General features: G+C 68.6%; 23 protein-coding genes. 7 read left to right on the top strand and 16 right to left on the bottom strand.

The genetic code is table 11. From position 1 onward, the window contains the following. Positions 1–237 precede the first annotated feature (237 nt). The 4 genes from WT53_RS06895 (at position 238) to waaA (ending at position 5,097) form a co-directional block, all read left to right on the top strand. Entirely contained in the window at positions 238–1,632 is a 1,395-nt protein-coding gene (locus WT53_RS06895; RefSeq protein ID WP_034206600.1) for a phosphomannomutase/phosphoglucomutase, read from the top strand. Positions 1,633–1,803: 171 nt separating this feature from the next. Further along, positions 1,804–2,799, top strand: a complete 996-nt coding sequence (gene waaC, locus WT53_RS06890; protein ID WP_059824342.1) for a lipopolysaccharide heptosyltransferase I — start codon at positions 1,804–1,806, stop codon at positions 2,797–2,799. A gap of 23 nt (positions 2,800–2,822) precedes the next feature. Beyond that, entirely contained in the window at positions 2,823–3,707 is an 885-nt protein-coding gene (locus WT53_RS06885; RefSeq protein ID WP_034206601.1) for a Kdo hydroxylase family protein, read from the top strand. A 37-nt stretch (positions 3,708–3,744) separates the two neighbouring features. Next, on the top strand, positions 3,745–5,097 hold the full coding sequence (gene waaA / locus WT53_RS06880; RefSeq protein WP_059824341.1) for a lipid IV(A) 3-deoxy-D-manno-octulosonic acid transferase: 1,353 nt from the start codon (positions 3,745–3,747) through the stop codon (positions 5,095–5,097). 65 nt (positions 5,098–5,162) lie between these two features. Here waaA and ureG read toward each other — a convergent pair whose 3' ends face one another. The 16 genes from ureG to hemN form a co-directional block, all read right to left on the bottom strand. After that, positions 5,163–5,810, bottom strand: coding sequence for an urease accessory protein UreG (ureG, locus tag WT53_RS06875; protein WP_034206603.1), 648 nt, complete (start codon positions 5,808–5,810; stop codon positions 5,163–5,165). A gap of 16 nt (positions 5,811–5,826) precedes the next feature. Further along, the gene (locus WT53_RS06870; protein WP_060258979.1) at positions 5,827–6,507 is read right to left on the bottom strand and encodes an urease accessory protein UreF; all 681 of its coding nucleotides are present in this window, start codon (positions 6,505–6,507) and stop codon (positions 5,827–5,829) included. Then, entirely contained in the window at positions 6,494–7,120 is a 627-nt protein-coding gene (gene ureE / locus WT53_RS06865) for an urease accessory protein UreE (RefSeq protein WP_060258975.1), read from the bottom strand. The genes WT53_RS06870 and ureE overlap by 14 nt, the downstream gene beginning before the upstream one ends. A gap of 18 nt (positions 7,121–7,138) precedes the next feature. After that, complete coding sequence (gene ureC, locus WT53_RS06860) at positions 7,139–8,845, bottom strand: urease subunit alpha (protein ID WP_059836924.1); 1,707 nt, start codon at positions 8,843–8,845, stop codon at positions 7,139–7,141. Positions 8,846–8,873: 28 nt separating this feature from the next. Next, a complete protein-coding gene (locus tag WT53_RS06855; RefSeq protein ID WP_034206607.1) occupies positions 8,874–9,179 on the bottom strand; it encodes an urease subunit beta in 306 nt (101 codons plus the stop codon). An 8-nt stretch (positions 9,180–9,187) separates the two neighbouring features. Further along, entirely contained in the window at positions 9,188–9,490 is a 303-nt protein-coding gene (ureA, locus tag WT53_RS06850; RefSeq protein ID WP_006406310.1) for an urease subunit gamma, read from the bottom strand. Between the two features lie 237 nt (positions 9,491–9,727). Next, complete coding sequence (locus tag WT53_RS06845) at positions 9,728–10,603, bottom strand: urease accessory protein UreD (protein WP_034206608.1); 876 nt, start codon at positions 10,601–10,603, stop codon at positions 9,728–9,730. Between the two features lie 190 nt (positions 10,604–10,793). After that, on the bottom strand, positions 10,794–11,486 hold the full coding sequence (gene urtE, locus WT53_RS06840; protein ID WP_034206609.1) for an urea ABC transporter ATP-binding subunit UrtE: 693 nt from the start codon (positions 11,484–11,486) through the stop codon (positions 10,794–10,796). 4 nt (positions 11,487–11,490) lie between these two features. Continuing rightward, on the bottom strand, positions 11,491–12,348 hold the full coding sequence (gene urtD / locus WT53_RS06835) for an urea ABC transporter ATP-binding protein UrtD (RefSeq protein WP_034206610.1): 858 nt from the start codon (positions 12,346–12,348) through the stop codon (positions 11,491–11,493). Continuing rightward, a complete protein-coding gene (urtC, locus tag WT53_RS06830; RefSeq protein ID WP_060258970.1) occupies positions 12,345–13,532 on the bottom strand; it encodes an urea ABC transporter permease subunit UrtC in 1,188 nt (395 codons plus the stop codon). The genes urtD and urtC overlap by 4 nt, the downstream gene beginning before the upstream one ends. Before the next feature lies 1 nt (position 13,533). Next, positions 13,534–15,153 carry an urea ABC transporter permease subunit UrtB gene (urtB, locus tag WT53_RS06825; RefSeq protein ID WP_060258966.1) on the bottom strand — a complete coding sequence of 540 codons (1,620 nt, stop codon included), beginning with the start codon at positions 15,151–15,153 and terminating at the stop codon, positions 13,534–13,536. 177 nt (positions 15,154–15,330) lie between these two features. Next, positions 15,331–16,638 carry an urea ABC transporter substrate-binding protein gene (gene urtA, locus WT53_RS06820; protein WP_034206613.1) on the bottom strand — a complete coding sequence of 436 codons (1,308 nt, stop codon included), beginning with the start codon at positions 16,636–16,638 and terminating at the stop codon, positions 15,331–15,333. Between the two features lie 347 nt (positions 16,639–16,985). Then, the gene (locus tag WT53_RS06815; RefSeq protein WP_006476692.1) at positions 16,986–17,309 is read right to left on the bottom strand and encodes a rhodanese-like domain-containing protein; all 324 of its coding nucleotides are present in this window, start codon (positions 17,307–17,309) and stop codon (positions 16,986–16,988) included. 14 nt (positions 17,310–17,323) lie between these two features. Next, entirely contained in the window at positions 17,324–17,980 is a 657-nt protein-coding gene (locus tag WT53_RS06810) for a protein-L-isoaspartate O-methyltransferase (protein ID WP_006476691.1), read from the bottom strand. 104 nt (positions 17,981–18,084) lie between these two features. Then, positions 18,085–18,342, bottom strand: a complete 258-nt coding sequence (locus tag WT53_RS06805; protein ID WP_059824331.1) for a hypothetical protein — start codon at positions 18,340–18,342, stop codon at positions 18,085–18,087. Between the two features lie 96 nt (positions 18,343–18,438). Then, positions 18,439–19,830 carry an oxygen-independent coproporphyrinogen III oxidase gene (gene hemN, locus WT53_RS06800; protein ID WP_059779503.1) on the bottom strand — a complete coding sequence of 464 codons (1,392 nt, stop codon included), beginning with the start codon at positions 19,828–19,830 and terminating at the stop codon, positions 18,439–18,441. Between the two features lie 172 nt (positions 19,831–20,002). Between hemN and WT53_RS06795 the strand changes: the two genes are divergently transcribed. From WT53_RS06795 to WT53_RS06785, 3 genes are all read left to right on the top strand, one after another. After that, positions 20,003–20,323 (top strand): YkgJ family cysteine cluster protein, encoded by a 321-nt coding sequence (locus WT53_RS06795; protein WP_059779795.1) that lies wholly within the window; start codon positions 20,003–20,005, stop codon positions 20,321–20,323. Then, positions 20,320–20,901: a DUF1439 domain-containing protein gene (locus WT53_RS06790; RefSeq protein WP_034206615.1), complete on the top strand. Its 582-nt coding sequence runs from the start codon at positions 20,320–20,322 to the stop codon at positions 20,899–20,901. The genes WT53_RS06795 and WT53_RS06790 overlap by 4 nt, the downstream gene beginning before the upstream one ends. A gap of 79 nt (positions 20,902–20,980) precedes the next feature. Continuing rightward, positions 20,981–21,811, top strand: coding sequence for an undecaprenyl-diphosphate phosphatase (locus WT53_RS06785; RefSeq protein ID WP_011544783.1), 831 nt, complete (start codon positions 20,981–20,983; stop codon positions 21,809–21,811). Positions 21,812–21,895 lie beyond the last annotated feature (84 nt).

Genomic DNA, 21,895 nt, shown 5'->3' with positions numbered 1-21,895 from the left:
AGCGGCGGCGCGCGCGGCGGGCGGCCGGAAACGGCGGGTGGGCGGCGGCGGGACGGCTAGGCATTAAAATGGGCGACATGCGCGTCATCAAAACCCGCGATTATAAGTGGGATCGCGGCTGCTCCAGCCGTTGCTCGCCGTGTCGTGCCGGCAGCCACGTATCATGTGCGGCACCCGCGAGCGGCGGCCGCGCAAGCCAGACAATTTTCCATGCACGCAACCGAGAGAAGAGAATCGATGATTTCCCAATCCATCTTCAAGGCATATGACATTCGTGGCGTGGTCGGCAAGACACTCGACGTCGACACCGCGCGCGGCATCGGCCGGGCATTCGGCAGCGAAGTGCGTGCGCAGGGCGGCGATGCGGTCGTCGTCGCGCGCGACGGCCGCCTGTCCGGGCCGGAGCTGGTCGGCGCGCTGGCCGACGGCCTGCGTGCGGCCGGGGTCGACGTCGTGGACGTCGGCATGGTGCCGACGCCGGTCGGTTATTTCGCGGCGAACGTGCCGCTGGCGCTGAAGGGCGGCGAGCGCCGCGTCGATTCGTGCATCGTCGTCACGGGCAGTCACAACCCGCCCGACTACAACGGCTTCAAGATGGTGCTGCGCGGCGCCGCGATTTACGGCGAGCAGATCCAGGCGCTGTACCGTCGCATCGTCGACGAGCGGTTCGAGACGGGCAGCGGCACGTATGAAGCGATCGACGTCGCGGACCAATACATCGCACGCATCGTGGGCGACGTGAAGCTCGCCCGGCCGCTGAAGCTCGTGGTCGACGCCGGCAACGGCGTCGCGGGCCCGCTCGCGACGCGCCTGTTCAAGGCGCTCGGCTGCGAACTCGTCGAGCGCTTCACCGACATCGACGGCACGTTCCCGAACCACCACCCCGATCCCGCCCACCCGGAAAACCTGCAGGACGTGATCCAGGCGCTGAAGGACACCGATGCGGAGCTCGGCTTCGCGTTCGACGGCGACGGCGACCGCCTGGGCGTCGTCACGAAGGACGGCCAGATCATCTATCCGGACCGCCAGCTGATGCTGTTCGCGGAAGAGGTGCTGTCGCGCAACCCGGGCGCCCAGATCATCTACGACGTGAAGTGCACGCGCCACCTCGCGCAGTGGGTGAAGTCGAAGGGCGGCGAGCCGCTGATGTGGAAGACGGGCCACTCGCTCGTGAAGGCGAAGCTGCGCGAGACGGGTGCGCCGCTCGCCGGCGAAATGAGCGGCCACGTGTTCTTCAAGGATCGCTGGTACGGCTTCGACGACGGGCTGTACACGGGCGCACGGCTGCTCGAGATCCTCGCGAAGACGGCCGATCCGAGCGCGCTGCTCAACGGCCTGCCGGACGCGATGAGCACGCCCGAACTGCAGCTCTGGCTCGACGAAGGCGAGAATTTCCGCCTGATCGACAAGCTGCAGAAAGAGGCGAAGTTCGACGGCGCCGAGGAAGTCGTGACGATCGACGGCCTGCGCGTCGAGTACCCGGACGGCTTCGGTCTCGCGCGTTCGTCGAACACGACGCCGGTCGTCGTGATGCGTTTCGAGGCCGAGACGCAGGAAGGGCTCAAGCGTATCCAGGAAGACTTCCGCCGCGTGCTGACGGCCGCGAAGCCGGACGTCAAGCTGCCGTTCTGAGCGCCGGCGGCCGGCGGGCCGCCCGTACGACGGCCGTTCGTCGGCCGTGCATATCCCGAAAAGCGGCGCGCGCCCCGGGCGCGCGGCCGCTTTTTGTCTATCCGGCCCTTCGGCCGGGATAAAATCCCCCCTTTATGTCCGTCGCCGGCTGCCAGCCGGCGTTTTTTCAGCGTGCAAAAGATCCTGATCGTGCGCGTGTCGTCGCTGGGCGACGTCGTGCACAACATGCCGGTGATCGCCGATATCCGGCGCCGTCACCCCGATGCGCAGATCGACTGGCTCGTCGAGGAAAGCTTCGTCGACCTCGTGCGGCTCGTCGACGGCGTGCGCAACGTGCTGCCGTTCTCGCTGCGCCGCTGGCGTAAGAAGCCGTTCTCGGGCGCGACGTGGCGCGAGATCCGCGCCTTCCGCCGGCGGCTCGCCGCCGAGCAGTACGACCTCGTGATCGACTGCCAGGGCCTCATCAAGACGGCGTGGGTCGCGAGCTGGGCGCGCGGCCCGCTCGTCGGGCTCGGCAACCGCACCGACGGCGCCGGCTACGAATGGCCGGTGCGTTTCTTCTACCGCAAGCGCGTGCCGATCGCGCCGCGCACGCACGTGGTCGAGCGCTCGCGCCAGCTCGTCGCGGCCGCGCTGAACGACCCGGCGCCGACCCCGACCGATCCGGTCGAATTCGGCCTCGACACGCGCGCGGCGGCGCTCGCGGTGGCCGCGCTCGGCCTGAACCTGCCGGTGCCGTACGTCGTGTTCGTCCATGCGACGTCGCGCGCCGACAAGCAGTGGCCGGACGCCGCATGGATCGAGCTCGGCCAGGCGCTCGTGCGGCGCGGCGCGTCGCTCGTGCTGCCGTGGGGCAACGATGCGGAGCGGGCGACCAGCGAGCGGCTCGCGAAGGAATTCGGCGCGGCGGCGATCGTGCCGCCGAAGCTGTCGCTGCCGGCCGTGGTCGGGCTGATCGACGGTGCGGCCGCGACGGTCGGGGTTGACACAGGTCTGGTTCACATCGCGGCCGCGCTGAAGCGTCCGACGATCGAACTGTACAATTTCGCGACGGCCTGGCGGACCGGCGGCTACTGGTCGCCGAACGTCGTCAATCTCGGCACGGCGGGGCAGCCCCCGTCGATCGCGCAGGTGAAGTCGGCGCTCGCGGGCTTCGGTCTCCTGTAACGCTGTCCACACGCGAACCGATCATGAGCGAATCCCAGATCATCGAAGTCCCGTCCGCCGACTGGAGCGGACACAACCTGTCGGCGCCGCGCGAGCAGTTGCTGGCCGCGGTCGAGGAAGGCAAGGTGCTGTATTTCCCGCACTTGCGCTTCGCGATCGAAGGCGGCGAGGAAGCGCTGCTCGATCCGGCGCTCGCCGATCCGAAACGCAAGAACATCAGCCTCGCGCCGAACGGCGGCGCGCTCGCCGGCGTGCTGGGCGACAGCGTCACGCAATCGGCCGTGCGCGCGCTCGTCGCGCGCTTCCAGCAGCAGGCCGGCACGCTCGTCGACGGCCTCTTTCCCGAATACCGCGGCAAGCTGCGCGTCGCGCCGACGAGCCTGCGGCTGATGCAGGTCGAGACGCGCCAGACGTCGTGGCGCAAGGACGACAGCCGGCTGCACGTCGACGCGTTCCCGTCGCGGCCGAACTACGGCGAGCGCATCCTGCGCGTGTTCACGAACGTGAATCCGGCCGGCGTGCCGCGCGTGTGGCGGGTCGGCGAGCCGTTCGAGGACGTCGCGAAGCGCTTCCTGCCGACGATCCGGCCGCAACTCCCGGGCTCGGCGTGGCTGCTGAACCTGCTGCACGTGACGAAATCGCCGCGCAGCGCGTACGACCATCTGATGCTGAACCTGCACGACGGGATGAAGGCCGATCTCGACTACCAGAAGACGTGTCCGCAGCAAACGATGCCGTTTCCGCCGGGCAGCGTGTGGATATGTTTCTCGGATCAGACTTCGCACGCTGTGATGTCCGGCCAGTTCATGCTCGAGCAGACTTTTTTCCTGCCGGTCGATGCGATGGTCCGCCGCGAGTGCGCGCCGCTCGGCATTCTCGAACGCCTGACGGGCAGGGCGCTGGTTTGAGCGCGCACCTGCTTCGGCGCCACACCCGGGCGGCCGCATGCTGAGGGCGATCTATCGCGCGCTGTGGTGGCTCGTCGCGCCGGCCGCGGTCATCCGGCTCTACGTGCGCTCGCGCAAGGAGCGCGGCTATCGCGAGCATATCGGCGAGCGCTTCGGCCACGTCGCGGGCCGCTCGCGCGACGATCGCGCGCCGCTGATCTGGGTGCATGCGGTGTCGGTCGGCGAGACGCGCGCGGCGCAGCCGTTGATCGACGCGCTGCTGCGCGCGCGCCCCGATGCACGCGTCCTGCTCACGCACATGACGCCGAGCGGCCGCGCGACCGGCGAACAGATCTTCGGCGATCGCGTGCTGCGCTGCTACCTGCCGTACGACATGCCGGGCGCGGTGCGGCGCTTCCTGCACGCATGGCGGCCGACGCTCGGCCTCGTGATGGAAACCGAGGTGTGGCCGACGCTGATCGACGAGTGCCGCCGCGCGGACGTGCCGCTCGTGCTGACCAATGCGCGGATGTCCGCGCGTTCGTTCCGGCGCGCGGCGAAGTTCGGCGCGGCGACGCGCGACGTGTTCGGCGGCTTCTCGCGCGTGCTCGCGCAGAGCCCGGCCGACGCGGAGCGGCTGACGTCGCTCGGCGCACGCAACGTGACCGTGCTCGGCAACCTGAAGTTCGACATGACGACGCCGCCGGAACTCGCGGCGCGCGGCCATGCATGGCGCGACGCGATCGGTGCGCGGCCGGTGTGGGTCGCCGCCAGCACGCGCGAGAACGAAGAAGCGCTGGTGCTGCAGGCGTTCGCGGAAATGCGCACGCCCGGCGCGCTGCTGGTGCTCGTGCCGCGTCATCCGCAGCGCTTCGCCGAAGTCGAGGCGCTCGTCGCGCGCAGCGGGCTCAAATGCGTGCGGCGCTCGGTCTGGGCCGCCGATGCGGCCGCGCTCGCGGCGGGCCGTCCGGCCGCCGAACCGCTGCCGGACGACGTGACGGTGCTGCTCGGCGATTCGATGGGCGAGCTCGGCGCGTATTACGCGGCGGCCGACATCGCGTTCATCGGCGGCAGCCTGCTGCCGCTCGGCGGGCAGAACCTGATCGAAGCGTGCGCGGTCGGCGTGCCGGTGCTGATCGGGCCACACGTGTTCAACTTCACGCAGGCGACCGCCGATGCGGTCGCGGCAGGTGCGGCGATGCAGGTCGAGGATCCGCTCGATCTCGCACACGTGCTCGACGCGCTGTTCGCCGACAAGGCGCGGCGCATCGCGATGGGCGCGGCCGGCGCGGCCTTCGCGTCGCGTCACCGCGGCGCGACCGCGCGCACGGTCGACGTGCTCGCCGCGCTGCTGCCGCCCGCCGAAGCCGGCGCGCGCGCGTTGCCGGACGCCGCCGACGACGACGCATAGACGGGACGGGCGGCACGATGCCGCCCGGACACGCGCGGCGGCGTCGCCGCGCGCCGCCACGCGGCTCACACCGTCAGCAAGCCCTTCTTCTCGATGAACGCGATCACGTCCGCGACGCCGTCGAGCGCCTTCAGGTTCGTCATCACGTACGGCCGCTCGCCGCGCATCTTCTTCGTGTCGGACGCCATCACGTCGAGGTTCGCGCCGACCAGCGGCGCGAGGTCGGTCTTGTTGATCACGAGCAGGTCGGACTTCGTGATGCCGGGGCCGCCCTTGCGCGGAATCTTCTCGCCGCCGGCGACGTCGATCACGTAGATCGTCAGGTCCGACAGCTCGGGGCTGAAGGTTGCCGCGAGATTGTCGCCGCCCGACTCGATGAACACGATGTCGGCATCGGGAAAGCGCGCGAGCATCCGGTCGACGGCTTCGAGGTTGATCGACGCATCTTCCCGGATCGCCGTGTGCGGGCAGCCGCCCGTCTCGACACCCATGATGCGTTCCTCGGGCAGCGCGCCCGCGACCGTCAGCAGCCGCTGGTCTTCCTTCGTGTAGATGTCGTTCGTGATCGCGACGAGGTCGTAGCGCTCGCGCATCGCCTTGCACAGCATTTCGAGCAGCGTGGTCTTGCCGGAGCCGACGGGGCCGCCGATGCCGACGCGCAGCGGCGGCAGTTTCTTCGTGCGGCGAGCGGAGGAGGGGGCAGGTGCGTTCATGGTCGGGCGATGAGGTTCAGGAGCGGAACAACCGCGAATACTGGGTTTCGTGCCGCGCGGACAGGATGCCGAGCTGCGGCGCGAACGTGTTGACGGCGTCGGGCGGCGTCGCGAGCGCGCGGCGCACGGCCGCGTCGATCGCGCCGCGCAGCGCGACGACGATGCGTTGCCCGGCGAGCTGGCCGAGCGGCACGGCCTTCAGCGCGGCGGACGTCTGGTTCTCGACCCAGCCGAACGCATACGCGGCGAGCGCCGCGTCGGCGCTGGCGTCGTGGGCGGCGGCCGCATACGCGAATGCGGTCGGCAGCGCGACCGGCGACAGCGATGCGAGCGTCGCGCGGCGTGCGGCGTCGCCCCATTCGAGCGACGCGCACAGCTGCGCGAGCGACCAGCCCATCTGCTCGGTTTCGCGGCGCAGTTCGGCCGATTCCCGGCTCGCGACGAACCAGGCGTTTTCGGCGGCGAGCGCGTGCGTGTCGTGCGTCTGCCAGCGCGCGAGCTGATGTGCGAGGAACGGCAATTCGCCGTGCGCGAGCACGTCGGTCAGGCCGCTGGCGATCCAGTCGCGCGCGGAATCGGCGTCGCGGATCAGGTTCGCGTCGAGCGCGGCTTCGAGGCCCTGCGAGTAGCTGTACGCGCCGATCGGCAACGCGGGCGACGCGAGGTGCAGCAGCGCGACGAGTTCAGTGGTGGTCATGACCGTGGTGGCCGTGCGTGCAGCCGGGGCCATGCTGATGATCGTGATCGTGATCGTGATCGTGATCGTGATCGTGATCGTGATCGTGCGAATGCCCGTGGTGTTCGCCGAACACCTGCTGCGCGAGCGCGTAATCCTCGGCGAACGTCGCGTCGTGTCCGTGCTTGTGGCCGCCGCCGTACGCGCCGGCTTCCGGCTGGAACGGTGCATGCGTGGATTCGACCTGCGTGCCGAGCCGGCGCAGCATGTCCGCGAGCACCGGATCGGCCTCGAGCTTCAGGTAGCCTTCGCCGATCTCGACCGGCGTATGGCGGTTACCGAGATGGTACGCGGCGCGCATCAGCGTGAGCGGGTCGGCCGCGCGCACGAGCAGCACGGTTTCGGGCGCCGCGGCGATGCACACGAGCGCGCCGTCGTCGGCGACGAGCACGTCGCCGTCGCGCAGCACGGTGCCGCGCGGCAGCAGGACCGCGACGTCCTCGCCGGTGTCGAGCGTCGCCGCGAGGCGGCTCTTGCAGCGGGCGTCATAGGCGAGCGTGAGCGTCGGCGCGCGTGCGACGAGCGACGCGGCGAGCTTCACGTTCGGGGCAATGCGTTTGTCGAGGGTGCGCATGAAACCAAGGATTCCGAATCAGAACAGGAAGTAGCGCTGCGCCATCGGCAGCACCGTTGCCGGTTCGCAGGTGAGCAACTGACCGTCGGCGATCACGTCGTAGGTTTCCGGATCGACGCTGATCGACGGGCGCCATGCGTTGTGGATCATGTCGGCCTTCGTGACGGTGCGGCAGTTGCGCACCGGCACGATCCGTTTCGCGAGGCCATAGCGCTGCGCGATGCCCGCATCGGCCGCCATCTGCGACACGAAGGTCAGCGACGTGCGCGCGAGCGCACCGCCGCGCGTCGCGAACATCTCGCGATAGTGGACCGGTTGCGGCGTCGGGATCGACGCGTTCGGGTCGCCCATCTGCGCGACGGCGATCATCCCGCCCTTCAGGATCATCGACGGCTTGATCCCGAAGAACGCCGGTTCCCACAGCACGAGGTCGGCCCACTTGCCGGGCTCGATCGAGCCGACTTCGTGCGCGATGCCGTGCGTGAGCGCCGGGTTGATCGTGTACTTCGCGACGTAGCGCTTCGCGCGGAAGTTGTCGTTGCGCGCGCCGTCTTCCGGCAGCGCGCCGCGCTGCACCTTCATCTTGTGCGCGGTCTGCCACGTGCGGATGATCACTTCGCCGACGCGGCCCATCGCCTGCGAATCGGACGACAGCATCGACAGCGCGCCGAGATCGTGCAGGATGTCCTCGGCCGCGATCGTCTCGCGGCGAATCCGCGATTCGGCGAACGCGAGATCCTCGGCGATCGACGGATCGAGGTGATGGCACACCATCAGCATGTCGAGATGCTCGTCGAGCGTGTTGATCGTGTACGGGCGCGTCGGATTGGTCGACGACGGCAGCACGTTCGCCTCGCCGCACACCTTCAGGATGTCGGGCGCATGGCCGCCGCCCGCGCCTTCGGTGTGATACGTATGGATCGTGCGGCCCTTGAACGCCGCGACCGTCGATTCGACGAAGCCGGCTTCGTTCAGCGTGTCGGTATGGATCGCGACCTGCGTGTCGGTGTCGTCGGCAACCGACAGGCAGTTGTCGATCGCGGCGGGCGTCGTGCCCCAGTCCTCGTGGAGCTTCAGGCCGATCGCACCGGCCGCGATCTGCTCGACGAGCGGCTGCGGCAGGCTTGCATTGCCCTTGCCGAGAAAGCCGAGATTGATCGGCCAGCCGTCGGCGGCCTGCAGCATCCGTTCCATGTGCCACGGGCCCGGCGTGCAGGTCGTCGCGTTGGTGCCGGTGGCCGGCCCCGTGCCGCCGCCGAGCATCGTCGTGACGCCCGATGCGAGCGCCTCGTCGATCTGTTGCGGGCTGATGAAGTGGATGTGCGTGTCGATGCCGCCCGCGGTGACGATCAGCCCTTCGCCGGCGATCACTTCGGTGGCCGCGCCGATCGCGATCGTCACGCCCGGTTGAATGTCGGGGTTGCCGGCCTTGCCGATTGCGGCGATGCGGCCGTGCTTGATCGCGATGTCGGCCTTCACGATGCCCCAGTGATCGAGGATCACCGCGTTCGTGACGACCGTGTCGGGCACGTCGGCTGCCACGCGCTGCGACTGGCCCATCCCGTCGCGAATCACTTTCCCGCCGCCGAATTTCACTTCCTCGCCGTAGGTCGTGAAATCGCGCTCGATCTCGATCAGCAGTTCGGTATCGGCGAGCCGGACGCGGTCGCCCGTCGTCGGCCCGAACATTTCCGCGTACGCGCGGCGGCTCAAGCGTAATGTCATGTGCTGTTCCTGAAGAGCGGGGCGCGGCTTACAGCGGCCCCATCACCTTGCCCTGAAAACCGTAGACGGCGCGCTCGCCCGCAAGCGCGACGAGCTCGACGGTGCGCGTCTGGCCCGGTTCGAAGCGCACGGCCGTGCCGGCCGCGATGTTGAGCCGGAAGCCGCGCGCGGCCGCGCGGTCGAACGACAAAGCGTCGTTGACTTCGAAGAAGTGGTAGTGCGAGCCGACCTGCACCGGGCGATCGCCGGTGTTCGCGACGACGAGCGTCAGCGTTTCGCGGCCCGCGTTCAGTTCGTGCTCGCCGTCGTCGGTGAGGATTTCGCCGGGGATCATGCGGTGCCTCACGGAATCGGGTGGTGGACGGTCACGAGCTTCGTGCCGTCGGGGAAGGTCGCTTCGACCTGGATGTCGGGAATCATTTCCGGCACGCCGTCCATCACGTCGTCGCGCGTGAGCAGCGTCGTGCCGTAGTGCATCACCTCGGCGACCGTCTTGCCGTCGCGCGCGGCTTCCATCAGCGCGGCGGTGATGAACGCGACCGCCTCCGGATAGTTGAGCTTCAGGCCGCGCGCGCGGCGGCGTTCGGCAAGCAGCGCCGCCGTGAAGATCAGCAGCTTGTCCTTTTCGCGGGGAGTCAGTTTCATGAAGGCAAACGTTCAGTAAAACGTAATTTTTTGTCGGTGCACCCGTCACCGGACGGATGCACGAGGCATCGTAGCACCGCGCTGTTCGGTGCGCGCCGTGTATCGGTTATGTAAGCAGCAAGGCGCGTGCCATGTGCATGGAATGCAGCGCGATGCACGTTGGCGGTGCGCGATGCATGGAGAGCGTGCAGTGCCCAATGTGGAGTGCGCCGAAACGGTGCGTGACGCGAGGCGCGCTCAGGTTTGCCAGAGACGCAGCGGTCGCGCGTCGACGCCGTGCACGATCGGCCGCAACTGCAGCCAGCAGTCGGCGAAGTGGCGCTGCAGCGCTTCCATCGACGTCGCGAGCGCACGCACCAGCACGACGCCGGGCGTCACGCAGGTGGCGCCCGCACGTAGCGTGTCGTCGAACGGCATGCGCGCGGCAAGCGATTCGGCGAGCGCGGCGTCGCACGCGGCACCCGCGGCCCACAGCGTGCCGTAGACGGGAAAGCCGGCGAGGCCCTGCGGCGCGCCGCGCAGCGGGTCGCGCGCGTCGAGCAGCGCGCGCTCGGTCCACAGCGGCCGGCCGTCGGCATCGACGAGCGCCGAGGTCGACGCGAGGCGTCCCGCCGACCAGGTTTCGCCGGCCGCCTGCCGGCCGAGCTGCGTCGCGTCCCAGCCGATCGCGCTCGCGCCGGCGCCGAGCGTTACCGTGAAGTCGAGTGACGCGTGCGCGGCGTCGAAGAACAGGTTGTTCTGCGGCAGCCAGTCGAGCTTCGCGTGCTCGCCGACGGTCACGCCGATGCGCTGCGTCGCATCGAGCCCGTTCGACTTGTACCACTTGGTCGCGCCGGGCGTCGTCAGTACCGCGTGCGTGCCGTCGCCGAGCGCGACGTCGATGTCGAGCCGGTCGCCGCCCGCGACGCCGCCCGGCGGATGGACGATCACCGCGTGGCAGATCGCGTCGCCTTCCGGGTACAGCGGCCGCTGCACGCGCAACGGGCCGTCGTGCAGCCGGTGCGCGAGCGTCGTGCGCGCGCCGTGCCGCTCGAAGCCGAGTTCGAGGCGGCCGCGCCACGACTTGGCGACGGCAGGGCGGGACAGCGAGGCATGCGAATCGGGGGCGGACATCGGCGGCGAACGGGAAACGAAGGAAACGGGCGTGAAGAACGTGGATGCTACCGGAACAATAATGCAGATGCCGCGTTCGCCGAAAGCGCCGCGTGCGGACGCTTCACGAGCCGGCCGCCCGTGTCGCCTGCGTTGTCGCGCGCGGTGCCTGCCGCCGTGCCTACCGCGGTGCCTACCGCCGTGCCGCGCGTCACACCGCGATCAGCTCGCGCACGCCGTTCGTCTCCATGTCGCGCGCATCGCCCCCCGCGACGATCTCGCCGCGGCTCATCACCCAGTAGCGATCGGCGATCGATCGCGCGAAATCGTAATACTGTTCGACGAGCAGCACGGTCATCTTCGATTCGTCGACGAGCTGGCGCAGCGTGCGACCGATGTCCTGGATGATCGACGGCTGGATGCCCTCGGTCGGCTCGTCGAGGATCAGCAACTGCGGCTCGCTCATCAGCGCGCGGCCGATCGCGAGCTGTTGCTGCTGGCCGCCCGACAGGTCGCCGCCGCGCCGTGCGCGCATGTCCTTCAGCACCGGGAACAGGTCGTAGATGCGATCGGGCACCTTCGAGGGCGCCTTGCGGCTCGCCGCGCCGACGAGCAGGTTCTCCTCGACGGTGAGCCGCGGAAAGATGTCGCGGCCCTGCGGCACGTACGCGAGCCCGGCCGCGACGCGGGCATACGGCGGCAGCGCGCCGAGCGCGGTGCCGCGCCACGACACGCTGCCGCTCTTCGCGGCGACCACGCCCATCAGGCAGCGCAGCAACGTGCTCTTGCCGACGCCGTTGCGGCCGAGCAGCACGGTGAGCTTGCCGTCGTCGGCGGCGAGGTTCACGTTGCGCAGGATATGGCTGCCGCCGTAGTACTGGTTCAGCGCTTCGATTTTCAGCATCGCATCATCGTCCGAGGTAAGACTCGATCACCGCGTCGTCGCGTTTGACCTGGTCGAGCGTGCCGTGCGCGAGCACCGCGCCTTCGGCCATCACCGTCACGCGCCCCGTGTCGCCCGCGAGCGCCGCGACGAATTCCATGTCGTGCTCGACGACCATCATCGAGCAGGTGCCGCGCAGCGTGTTCAGCAGCTCGGCGAGCTCCATCGTCTCGTGGTCGGTCATCCCCGCCGCCGGCTCGTCGAGCAGCAGCAGCGCGGGGCGCTGCATCAGCAGCATGCCGATTTCGAGCCGCTGCTTCTGCCCGTGCGACAGTTCGCCGGCCGCGCGATACGCGTGGCTTTCGAGGCCGATCAGCGCGAGCGTCTCCTCGATCTTCGCCTGCGCGGTGCGGTCGAGCCGCGCGCGCAGCGACGCGAGCCAGCCCTTGTCGGTCTGCATCGCGAGTTCGAGGTTTTCCCACACCGGATGCTGTTCGAACACGGTCGGCTTCTGAAATTTGCGGCCGATGCCCGCACGCGCGATCTCGGGCTCGTTCATCCGTGCGAGATCGATCGTCTGGCCGAGAAACACCTTGCCCGCATCGGGCCGCGTCTTGCCGGTGATCACGTCCATCATCGTCGTCTTGCCCGCGCCGTTCGGGCCGATCACGCAGCGCAGCTCGCCCGCGTCGATCGCGAGCGACAGCTTCTTCAGCGCGCGAAAGCCGTCGAAGCTCACCTCGATATCCTCGAGATACAGGATCGTGCCGTGCGACGTGTCGATGCCGGGCGGCACGACGCGCCCCATCGACGCGCTGCCGCTGACGGCGAGCAGTTCGTCTTCGGGCGGCGGCGTGAACTGGTAGAGCGCCGTTCCGTTCATGCGCGTTTCCCCTTTGCGAGCACGGTTTCGACGAGGCCCATGATGCCGCGCGGCAGCAACAGCGGCACGAGCACGAAGATCAGGCCGAGGAAGAACAGCCAGTATTCGGCGAAGTACGCGGTGAAGAAACTCTTCGCGCCGTTCACCGCGAACGCGCCGACGATCGGCCCGATCAGCGTGCCGCGCCCGCCCACCGCGACCCAGATCGCCATTTCGATCGAGTTGCCCGGCGACATCTCGCCGGGATTGATGATGCCGACCTGCGGCACGTACAGCGCGCCGGCGACGCCGCACAGCACGGCCGACACGGTCCACACGAACAGCTTGTACGCGAGCGGACTGTAGCCGAGGAACATCAGCCGCGTCTCGCCGTCGCGCACGGCCGTCACCACGCGCCCGAGCTTGCTCGTGACGATCGCGCGCGCGGCGACGAACGCGAGCACGAGCGTCGCGAACGTCAGCAGCAGCAGCACCGTGCGCGTGCCCGGCGACGTGATCGCGAAGCCGGCGATGCGCTTGAAATCGGTGAAGCCGTTGTTGCCGCCGAAGCCCGTCTCGTTGCGATAGAACAGCAGCATCGCGGCGAACGTCAGCGCCTGCGTGATGATCGACAGGTACACGCCTTTCACGCGCGAGCGGAACGTGAAGAAGCCGAACACCCACGCGAGCACGGCCGGCACGAGCACGACGAGCGCGAGCGCCCACGCGAGATGCTGTGTGCCGCTCCAGTACCACGGCAACTGGTGCCAGTCGAGAAACACCATGAAGTCGGGCAGGTCGCTGCCGTACTTGCCGTCGCGGCCGATCTCGCGCATCAGGTACATGCCGATCGCATAGCCGCCCAGCGCGAAGAACAACCCGTGGCCGAGGCTCAGGATCCCGCAGTAGCCCCACACGAGATCGAGCGCGAGCGCGGCGATCGCGTAGCACATCAGCTTGCCGGCGAGCGTCATCGTGTACGCGGACAGATGCAGCGCGCTGGTTTCCGGCACGACGAGTGCGGCGAGCGGCACGCCGATGCCGATCGCCACGCACAGCGCGACGAGCGCGAGCCACGCGCGGCGCGACAGCAGCGCCGGGCGGGGCGGCAGGCCGAGCGCGAAGCCGTCCGCCGCGCGCGCGCCGGCGGCGCGCTTCGACGTATCGGCGACCGGGTTCGGCATCGAATCGGTGAATGAAGTCACGTCAAGCCTCCGCGCTGCGGCCCTTCGGGGCGAACATGCCCTGCGGGCGTTTCTGGATGAACAGCACGATCATCGCGAGCACCGCGATCTTCGCGAGCACGGCGCCCCAGAACGGTTCGATCGCCTTGCTCGCGAGCCCGAGCCCGAAGCCGCCGAGCACGGTGCCGGCGATCTGCCCGACGCCGCCGAGCACGACGGCCATGAACGAATCGATGATGTAGTTCTGGCCGAGATCGGGGCCCACGTTGCCGATCTGCGACAGCGCGCAGCCGCCGAGGCCCGCGATGCCCGCGCCGAATGCGAACGCATACGCGTCGACGCGTGCGGTCTTCACGCCGACGCAGGCGGCCATCCGGCGGTTCTGCGTGACCGCGCGCACGAACAGCCCGAGCCGCGTCTTCGTCAGCACGGTCCACGCAACGAACACCACCGCGAGCGCGAACGCGAGGATCGCGAGCCGGTTGTACGGCAGGATCAGGTTCTGCATCACCGTCACGCCGCCGCTCATCCACGACGGGTTCACGACTTGCACGTTCTGCGCGCCGAACAGCATGCGCGTCGCCTGGATCAGGATCAGGCTCACGCCGAAGGTCGCGAGCAGCGTTTCGAGCGGGCGGCCGTACAGGTGCCGCAGCACGAGCCGCTCGAGCACGATGCCGACGAGCGCGGCCGCCGCGAACGACACGGGCACGGCGACGAGCGGATACCAGTCGAATGCGCCGGGCGCGTAGCGCTGGATCAGCGTCTGCACGACATAGGTTGCGTACGCACCGATCATCAGGAATTCGCCGTGCGCCATGTTGATCACGCCGATCAGCCCGTACGTGATCGCGAGACCGAGCGCGGCGAGCAGCAGCACGCTGCCGAGCGACAGGCCGGCGAACAGCGTGCCGGCGATTTCGCCGCGGCGCTGCAGCGCGTGGAGCGCGTCGAGTCCCTGTTGCGCCGCGGCGCGGACCTGTGCATCGGGTTCGGCGTAGCTGCCGTCGGCGTTCTTCGCGACCAGCGGGCGCAGTTGTTCGATCATGTCGAGATCGCTGCGCGCGGCCACCACCTGCACGGCTTCGAGACGCTTGGCCGGATCGGTGTCGTGCAGCGCGGCGATCGCCCACAGCGCGTCGAGACGACGTTTCAATGCCGGATCGGTTTCCTTTGCACGGGCGCGGTCGATCATCGGCTTGAGCGCCGGGTCGGGCGATTTCAGCAGCGCGTCGATCGCGTCGCGGCGCGCGGCGACGTCGGGCGACGCGAGCGCGAGGCCCGACAGCGCGCCGGCGATCTTCGTGCGCAGCAGGTTGTTCAGCATCACCGGCTGCGCGTCGCCGGCCGGCGTCGCGGCCTGCGTGAGCGCGTCGTGCGCGATGTCGCCGGCCTGGATCAGCAGGCGGCCGTCGCCGGTCGCGAGCGCATCGCCGCTCGACAGCGCGTTGAGCACCGCAACGGCGCGCGGATCGGTGTCGGCGGCGAGCCGTTCGATCGCGGCCGTTTTGGCATCGAAGTCGTCGCCGGCGAGCGCGGCGGTATCGGCGGCCGTCAGTGCGCACGCGGCGCGTGGCAGCGCGCAGAGGAGCGCTGCGCCCGCGACGATCGCAACGACGGTCCGGTGAAAGCGTATCGGCATCGGAATTCCTGTCAGGCTTGGAGAAGCGCTCTCACGCAGTGGCATGACGGCGGCGGCTTCGGCACTGGCGACGGCGCTTCATGCCGCCGCACCGGCTCGCCGGTTTCGGCGCGTTGCGGCCGCGCGAGCCGCGCGCGGCCGGGACGCTGCATGTGCACGCAGCGCCCGCGCACCGCATCAGGCCAGCGCCGCGCGTTGCCGACGCAGGAACGCCGGAATCGAGCTGACGACGTCCGGCTTGCCCTGGTTGCCCGCGATGAACGGGCTCCACGGCTGCGCGCGCACGGCCGTCTTCGTCTTCCACACGACGTTGAACTGCCCGTCGCCGCGGATCTCGCCGATCATCACCGGCTTGTGCAGGTGATGGTTGCCGTCCATCGCGAGCGTGAAGCCCGACGGCGCGGCCACCGTCTGGCCGATCATCGCGACGCGCACCTTGTCGACGTCGGTGCTCTTCGCTTTCTCGACGGCCTGCTTCCACATATGGATGCCGACGTAGGTGGCTTCCATCGGATCGTTGGTCACGCGCTTCGCGCCGCCCGGCAGGTTGTTCGCCTTCACCCACGCGGCGAACTGGTCCTTGAACTTCGTGTTGGTCGGGTTCTTCACCGACATGAAGTAGTTCCATGCGGCGAGGTGGCCGACGAGCGGTTTCGTGTCGATCCCGCGCAGCTCTTCCTCGCCGACCGAGAACGCGACGACCGGCACGTCGGTCGCCTTGATCCCCTGGTTGCCCAGCTCCTTGTAGAACGGCACGTTCGAGTCGCCGTTGATCGTCGAGACCACGGTCGTCTTGCCGCCTTGCGAGAAAGTCTTGATGTTCGCGACGATGGTCTGGTAATCGCTGTGGCCGAACGGCGTGTAGACCTCCTGAATGTCGGCGTCCTTCACACCCTTCGATTTCAGGAACGCGCGCAGGATCTTGTTGGTCGTGCGCGGATACACGTAGTCGGTGCCGAGCAGGAAGAAGCGCTTCGCGCCGCCGCCTTCCGCGCTCATCAGGTACTCGACGGCCGGAATGGCCTGCTGGTTCGGCGCGGCGCCCGTGTAGAACACGTTGCGCGACATTTCCTCGCCTTCGTACTGCACCGGGTAATAGAGCAGCCCGTTCAGTTCCTCGAACACCGGCAGCACGGACTTGCGCGATACCGACGTCCAGCAGCCGAACACGCACGCGACCTTGTCCTGCGTGAGCAGCTGGCGCGCCTTCTCGGCGAACAGCGGCCAGTTCGACGCGGGATCGACCACCACCGGTTCGAGCTTGCGGCCCATCACGCCGCCGCTCTTGTTGATGTCGGCGATCGTCATCAACGCGGTGTCCTTCAGCGACGTCTCCGAGATCGCCATCGTGCCCGACAGCGAATGCAGGATGCCGACCTTGATCGGGCCGGTGCCCGCATCGGCCGCGTGCGCGAACGGGCTCTTGCCCGCCAGCGCGAGTGCGCCGGCCATCGAACCGAACTTCAACAGACTGCGACGTTTCATCGGGATCCCCTTGTCGTGTTGGATGTGCGTGCGCCGTGGCGGCGCCGGCCATCGTGTAACGCAAGGCATGTGCCAGTCGTGCGGATGCACGCCTGGCGTGCCTGCGCGGGGTGCGGGCGAGCATCGGGACGGTGCGGATGACGCGCCGTGCAGCATGCGCGGTCCGTTGCGGTGCAGACGCACGGGCGCAAATGGTGCACGGCGGTGCTGCGGCGTCGCAACGCAGGAAACGCAGGAGCGGAAAAGAGAAACGGGCGCGCAGTGCGCGCCCGTTCGGCGATTTCGTGCGGCCGGCGGCAGGGTGCCGGGCGGCGCGGCGGCGCGTGATGCGCCGCCGGAAGGATCGATCAGTAGCGCGGCACGGACGGATCGACGTCGCGCGACCACGCGTCGATCCCGCCTTGCAGGTTGTACAGCTTCGTGAAGCCGCGCGATTCGAGGAACATCGCGACCTGTGCGCTGCGCATCCCGTGATGGCACACGCAGACGATTTCCGCTTCGTCGTCGAGCTCTTCGCTGCGCGCGGGAATCTGCTGCATCGGAATCGCCACGCTGCCGGCGATCTGCGCGGTTGCGATTTCCCACGGCTCGCGCACGTCGAGCACGACCGGCGCGGGGCGCGCCGTGTCGCCGAGCCATTCCGCGAGCATCGCGGGCGTCAGGATCTGCATGGAGGCTCCGCCGCTCAGAATTTGAAGCGCGACGGCTCGATCGCGTTGACGAGGTGGTCGATGTACGTTTCGAACACGTCGGCGACGCGGTACTGCTTGTCGTCGATACGCGTGATGATCTGCGCCTTCATCACCGGACGGCCGCCGACGAACGCCGACAGGCGGCCGCCGATCTTCAGCTGTTCGAGCATTTCCTGCGGCACGACCGGCAGGCCGCCCGCGACGCAGATCACGTCGTACGGCGCCTTCGCGGCCCAGCCGCGCGAACCGTCGCCGAGCACGACTTCGGCGTTGGTCACGCCGTCGTTGCGCAGGTTGTCTTCCGCGAACTTCGCGATCGTCGGATCGATCTCGACGGCCGTCACGTGCTGCGCGCGGTGCGCGAACAGCGCGGCCAGGTAACCCGAGCCCGCGCCGATCACGAGCACGTTCTCGTGCTTCTTGACCGCCAGTTCCTGCAGCACGCGCGCTTCGACGCGCGGGAACAGCATCTTGCTGGCGCCGCCGGGCAGCGGCAGTTCGAGATCGGCGAACGCGAGATCGCGGTATTCGGCCGGCACGTAGTTTTCACGCTTGACGATCGACAGCAGGCCCAGGACATCCAGATCCAGCACGTCCCACGGACGGATCTGCTGTTCGATCATGTTGAAACGCGCGTTTTCGATATTCATGGTGTGGTCACGCAGCCTGGTCGGCCATCAGCGGGGATAGAGAAACTTCGTGATTGTACCAAACGGCACGGCCGCGAAGCCTTCAGGCGGCCTGCAACGGACCTTTACCCTTTGCTCTTCCTGATCTGCGCCTCGAAGGCGAGGTCGAGCTTGCTCGCCTTGCGCGGTTTTTTGGGGCCGAATTCGTCGACGAACTTGACGAACTCGTCGAGCGGCAGCGGTTCGCAGCGCTTCTCGGCGGTGCCGCCCGAGCGGTCGACGAGGTAGAACAGGCCGCCCGCCATCGCGACGGCCGCGAATTGCGGGTTGCCGGAGCGGGTCTTCAGGCGTTCGACCGCGTGGGTCGCTTTGGTGGTGCGCATCTTGGGGGCTGGCGAAGCGGGTGTAAGCCTCACACTCTATCAAACCGGCCGGCCGCATGCGTTCGGCGCCCGCCCGGCGCCCGCGCGAACCGCACCCTAGACCGTGCGGGAATAGCGCTGCCGCGGCGTCTGGCCGAGGTACGCATCGAACGCCATCGCGATGTTGCGCACGACCATCCGGCCGGCCGGATGGATCGTCAGCCGGTCGCGCGCGATCGTCAGCAGCCCGTCGCGCTCGAACCGGCGCAGCGCGTCGAGCTCGCGCGCGAAATGATCGGCGAAGCGGATGCCGTGCGCGGCCTCGACATGCGAGAACGGCAGATCGAGGTTGCACATCAGTTGCGTGATCACGTCGCGGCGCAGCCGGTCGTCCGGCGTGAGCCGGACGCCGCGCGCGATCGGCAGCCGCCCCGCGTCGAGCGCGGCGCCGTAGGCGGGCAGGTCCTTCGCGTTCTGCGCGTAGACGTCGCCGACCTTGCCGATCGACGACACGCCGAAGCCGATCAGGTCGGTATCCGCGCGCGTGCTGTAGCCCTGGAAATTACGCTGCAGCGTGCCGTTGCGCTGCGCGCGCACGAGTTCGTCGGACGGCCGCGCGAAGTGATCCATCCCGATGTACACGTAGCCGGCCGACGTCAGCATGTCGATCGCGAGGCCGAGCAGCGCGATGCGCGTTTCCGGCGGCGGCAGCGCCGCATCGTCGATCTGCCGCTGCATCTTGAACAGGTGCGGCATGTGCGCGTAGCCGAACACCGACAGGCGGTCGGGCGCGAGCTCGATCATCGTCTCGAGCGTGCGCGCGAACGCGGCGACCGTCTGGTGCGGCAGCCCGTAGATCAGGTCGACGCTCACCGAATGGAAGCCCGTCGCCCGTGCGGCGGCGAGCAGGTCGGCGGTCATCGCGCGCGGCTGGATGCGGTTGATCGCCTGCTGCACGACCGGGTCGAAATCCTGCACGCCGAGGCTCAGCCGGTTGAAGCCGATCGTGCGCAGGTGGACGAGCGTTGCCGGCGTGACGGTGCGCGGATCGATCTCGATCGAGAACTCGGCGTCGGCGTCCGGCGCCAGCACGAAATGCTCGCGCGTGGCCGCCATCAGCTCGGCCGTTTCGTCGTCGGACAGGAAGGTCGGCGTGCCGCCGCCCCAGTGCAGTTGCGTGACGGGGCGGGACGGATCGAACAGCGCGGCCTGCAGCGCCATTTCGCGCTCGAGCTGGTCGAGATACGGGCGCGCGCGGCGGCGGTTGTTGGTCGCGATCTTGTTGCAGCCGCAGTAGAAGCACGCGGTGTTGCAGAACGGGATGTGGAAGTACAGCGACAGGTCGCTCGACGATGCGCCGGGGTCGCCGGCCGCGCGTACGTAGTCGGCCGGATCGAAATCGTCGCGGAATTGCAGCGCGGTCGGGTACGACGTGTAGCGCGGCCCGTTCGCGCCGTATTTCGCGAGTAAATCGGGACGGAACATCGTGTCGGCAGAACCAGAACGCATGACGGTCTCGCGTTTTTTAGATGCTTTCGAGTATATGAACGCCCGATCGGGCTGCATTGTGTAATAACGTCGCAGCCGGCGATGGCACAATGCGGGGTGGGGCTGCCGGATGCCGCGTCCGGTTGCCGCACCGTTTTTCGTTGTTCGTCGAGAGAGCCGAGTGTCCGTCGAAATGCCTGTTGTTCGCCCGGCGCCCGCCGAAGTCCCGCCGCCGCATGCGTGCCGCGAGGGCTGCGGCGCGTGCTGCATCGCGCCGTCGATTTCCAGCCCGATTCCGGGCATGCCCGGCGGCAAGCCGGCCGGCGTGCGCTGCGCGCAGCTCGGCGACGACCTCCGCTGCATGATTTTCGGGCGGCCCGAGCGCCCTGCGTGCTGTTCCGGGCTGCAGCCGTCCGCCGACATGTGCGGCGCGTCGCGCGACGACGCGCTCGCGTGGCTCACGCGCCTCGAGGTCGCGACGCGGCCGGCGCATCCAGGAGAGCGTTCAGCATGACCATCCCTCGCGCGCCCGGTCGGCGCCGTTTTCTCGCCGCCGCTGTCGGCGCCGTCGGCGTGTGCGTATCGCTTGCCGCGTGCGCGTCGACGTTCCCGTTCATCCCCGATCACTACACGTTCTCGCGCGGCGACGTGCAGAAGGCCGTCGCGCGCAAGTTTCCGTACCAGAAGACGGTCGCGCAGGTGGTCGACGTGTCGCTCGCGAACCCGGCCGTCAACCTGCTGCCCGACCAGAACCGCGTCGCCGTGCAGCTCGATGCCCATTTCGCGAGCCCGTTCCTGCGCGAGCCCGTCAGCGGCAAGTTCACCGTGTCGGGCCAGCTCGCGTACGACGCGCCGAGCCGCTCGGTCGTGCTGAAGGCGCCGGCCGTCGACAGCCTCGCGCTCGACGGCGACGCGCAGATGTACGCGCAGCAGGTCGGCGCGGCCGCCGGCCTGCTCGCGACGCAGCTGCTGACCAACTATCCGATCTACACGTTCAAGCCGGAACAACTGCAATTTGCCGGGGTGAACTACGAACCCGGTACAATTACGATCCTTACAAACGGCATACGCGTGGCGATCGTCGAAAAGTGACGACGGGGCGCGCACGGCCGGGCGGGCCGCGCGCGCAAGAGTGGCCTTTTCTTTCGACCATTTCGGAGTTGGGCCACGGATGGACTGGATCCTGATCTGCAAGGCATTGATCCTCGGCGTCGTCGAGGGGCTGACGGAATTCCTGCCGGTGTCGAGCACCGGTCACCTGATCGTCGCGGGCAGCTTCCTGAATTTCAACGATTCGCACGCGAAGACGTTCGACGTCGTGATCCAGTTCGGCGCGATCCTCGCCGTCTGCTGGGAATACCGGCAACGGATCGTGTCCGTCGTGTCCGGGCTGCCGAGCCGGCCCGACGCGCAGCGCTTCACGCTGAACGTCGTGATCGCGACGATTCCCGCGATCGCGCTCGGCCTCCTGTTCGAGAAGAAGATCAAGGCCGTGCTGTTCTCGCCGGTGCCCGTCGCGTTCGCGCTCGTCGTCGGCGGTGCGATCATCCTGTGGGCCGAGGCGCGGCAGCGCGAACGCAGCGAGCCGCCGCGCGTGATGTCGGTGGATGCGCTGACGCCGCTCGACGCGCTCAAGGTCGGTATCGCGCAGTGCTTCGCGCTCGTGCCCGGCATGTCGCGTTCGGGCTCGACGATCATCGGCGGGATGCTGTTCGGTCTCGACCGGCGCGTGGCGACCGAATTCTCGTTCTTTCTCGCGATTCCGATCATCTTCGGGGCGACGCTCTACGAAACCGTCAAGGACTGGCAGGCGTTCACCGTCGATTCGCTCGGCCTGTTTGCGCTCGGGCTCGTCGCGGCGTTCGTCAGCGCGTTCGTGTGCGTGCGCTGGCTGCTGCGCTACGTCGCGACGCACGACTTCACGGTGTTCGCGTGGTACCGGATCGCGTTCGGGCTGTTCGTGCTGCTGGTGGGGTACAGCGGGTGGTTGAATTGGGCGTGATGCCGGGCGGACACGCCGGGCGCGTCCGGCGCGCATCGCGGGCGTCATGAAAAACGGCCTGATCGGCAATTGCCGATCAGGCCG

Source organism: Burkholderia sp. MSMB2157WGS, from assembly GCF_001532755.1.
GTDB lineage: Bacteria > Pseudomonadota > Gammaproteobacteria > Burkholderiales > Burkholderiaceae > Burkholderia.
Note: the sequence above shows the minus strand (reverse complement) of the source record. Positions and strands in the feature narration are given on the sequence as shown.

Bases quoted from the DNA above. Each gene is read 5' to 3' on its own strand.
- WT53_RS06895 (WP_034206600.1), top strand. From the start codon at position 238: ATGATTTCCCAATCCATCTTCAAGGCATATGACATTCGTGGCGTGGTC.
- WT53_RS06885 (WP_034206601.1), top strand. From the start codon at position 2,823: ATGAGCGAATCCCAGATCATCGAAGTCCCGTCCGCCGACTGGAGCGGA.
- waaA (WP_059824341.1), top strand. From the start codon at position 3,745: ATGCTGAGGGCGATCTATCGCGCGCTGTGGTGGCTCGTCGCGCCGGCC.
- ureG (WP_034206603.1), bottom strand. From the start codon at position 5,810: ATGAACGCACCTGCCCCCTCCTCCGCTCGCCGCACGAAGAAACTGCCG.
- WT53_RS06870 (WP_060258979.1), bottom strand. From the start codon at position 6,507: ATGACCACCACTGAACTCGTCGCGCTGCTGCACCTCGCGTCGCCCGCG.
- ureE (WP_060258975.1), bottom strand. From the start codon at position 7,120: ATGCGCACCCTCGACAAACGCATTGCCCCGAACGTGAAGCTCGCCGCG.
- ureC (WP_059836924.1), bottom strand. From the start codon at position 8,845: ATGACATTACGCTTGAGCCGCCGCGCGTACGCGGAAATGTTCGGGCCG.
- WT53_RS06855 (WP_034206607.1), bottom strand. From the start codon at position 9,179: ATGATCCCCGGCGAAATCCTCACCGACGACGGCGAGCACGAACTGAAC.
- ureA (WP_006406310.1), bottom strand. From the start codon at position 9,490: ATGAAACTGACTCCCCGCGAAAAGGACAAGCTGCTGATCTTCACGGCG.
- WT53_RS06845 (WP_034206608.1), bottom strand. From the start codon at position 10,603: ATGTCCGCCCCCGATTCGCATGCCTCGCTGTCCCGCCCTGCCGTCGCC.
- urtE (WP_034206609.1), bottom strand. From the start codon at position 11,486: ATGCTGAAAATCGAAGCGCTGAACCAGTACTACGGCGGCAGCCATATC.
- urtD (WP_034206610.1), bottom strand. From the start codon at position 12,348: ATGAACGGAACGGCGCTCTACCAGTTCACGCCGCCGCCCGAAGACGAA.
- urtB (WP_060258966.1), bottom strand. From the start codon at position 15,153: ATGCCGATACGCTTTCACCGGACCGTCGTTGCGATCGTCGCGGGCGCA.
- urtA (WP_034206613.1), bottom strand. From the start codon at position 16,638: ATGAAACGTCGCAGTCTGTTGAAGTTCGGTTCGATGGCCGGCGCACTC.
- WT53_RS06815 (WP_006476692.1), bottom strand. From the start codon at position 17,309: ATGCAGATCCTGACGCCCGCGATGCTCGCGGAATGGCTCGGCGACACG.
- WT53_RS06810 (WP_006476691.1), bottom strand. From the start codon at position 17,980: ATGAATATCGAAAACGCGCGTTTCAACATGATCGAACAGCAGATCCGT.
- WT53_RS06805 (WP_059824331.1), bottom strand. From the start codon at position 18,342: ATGCGCACCACCAAAGCGACCCACGCGGTCGAACGCCTGAAGACCCGC.
- hemN (WP_059779503.1), bottom strand. From the start codon at position 19,830: ATGCGTTCTGGTTCTGCCGACACGATGTTCCGTCCCGATTTACTCGCG.
- WT53_RS06795 (WP_059779795.1), top strand. From the start codon at position 20,003: ATGCCTGTTGTTCGCCCGGCGCCCGCCGAAGTCCCGCCGCCGCATGCG.
- WT53_RS06790 (WP_034206615.1), top strand. From the start codon at position 20,320: ATGACCATCCCTCGCGCGCCCGGTCGGCGCCGTTTTCTCGCCGCCGCT.
- WT53_RS06785 (WP_011544783.1), top strand. From the start codon at position 20,981: ATGGACTGGATCCTGATCTGCAAGGCATTGATCCTCGGCGTCGTCGAG.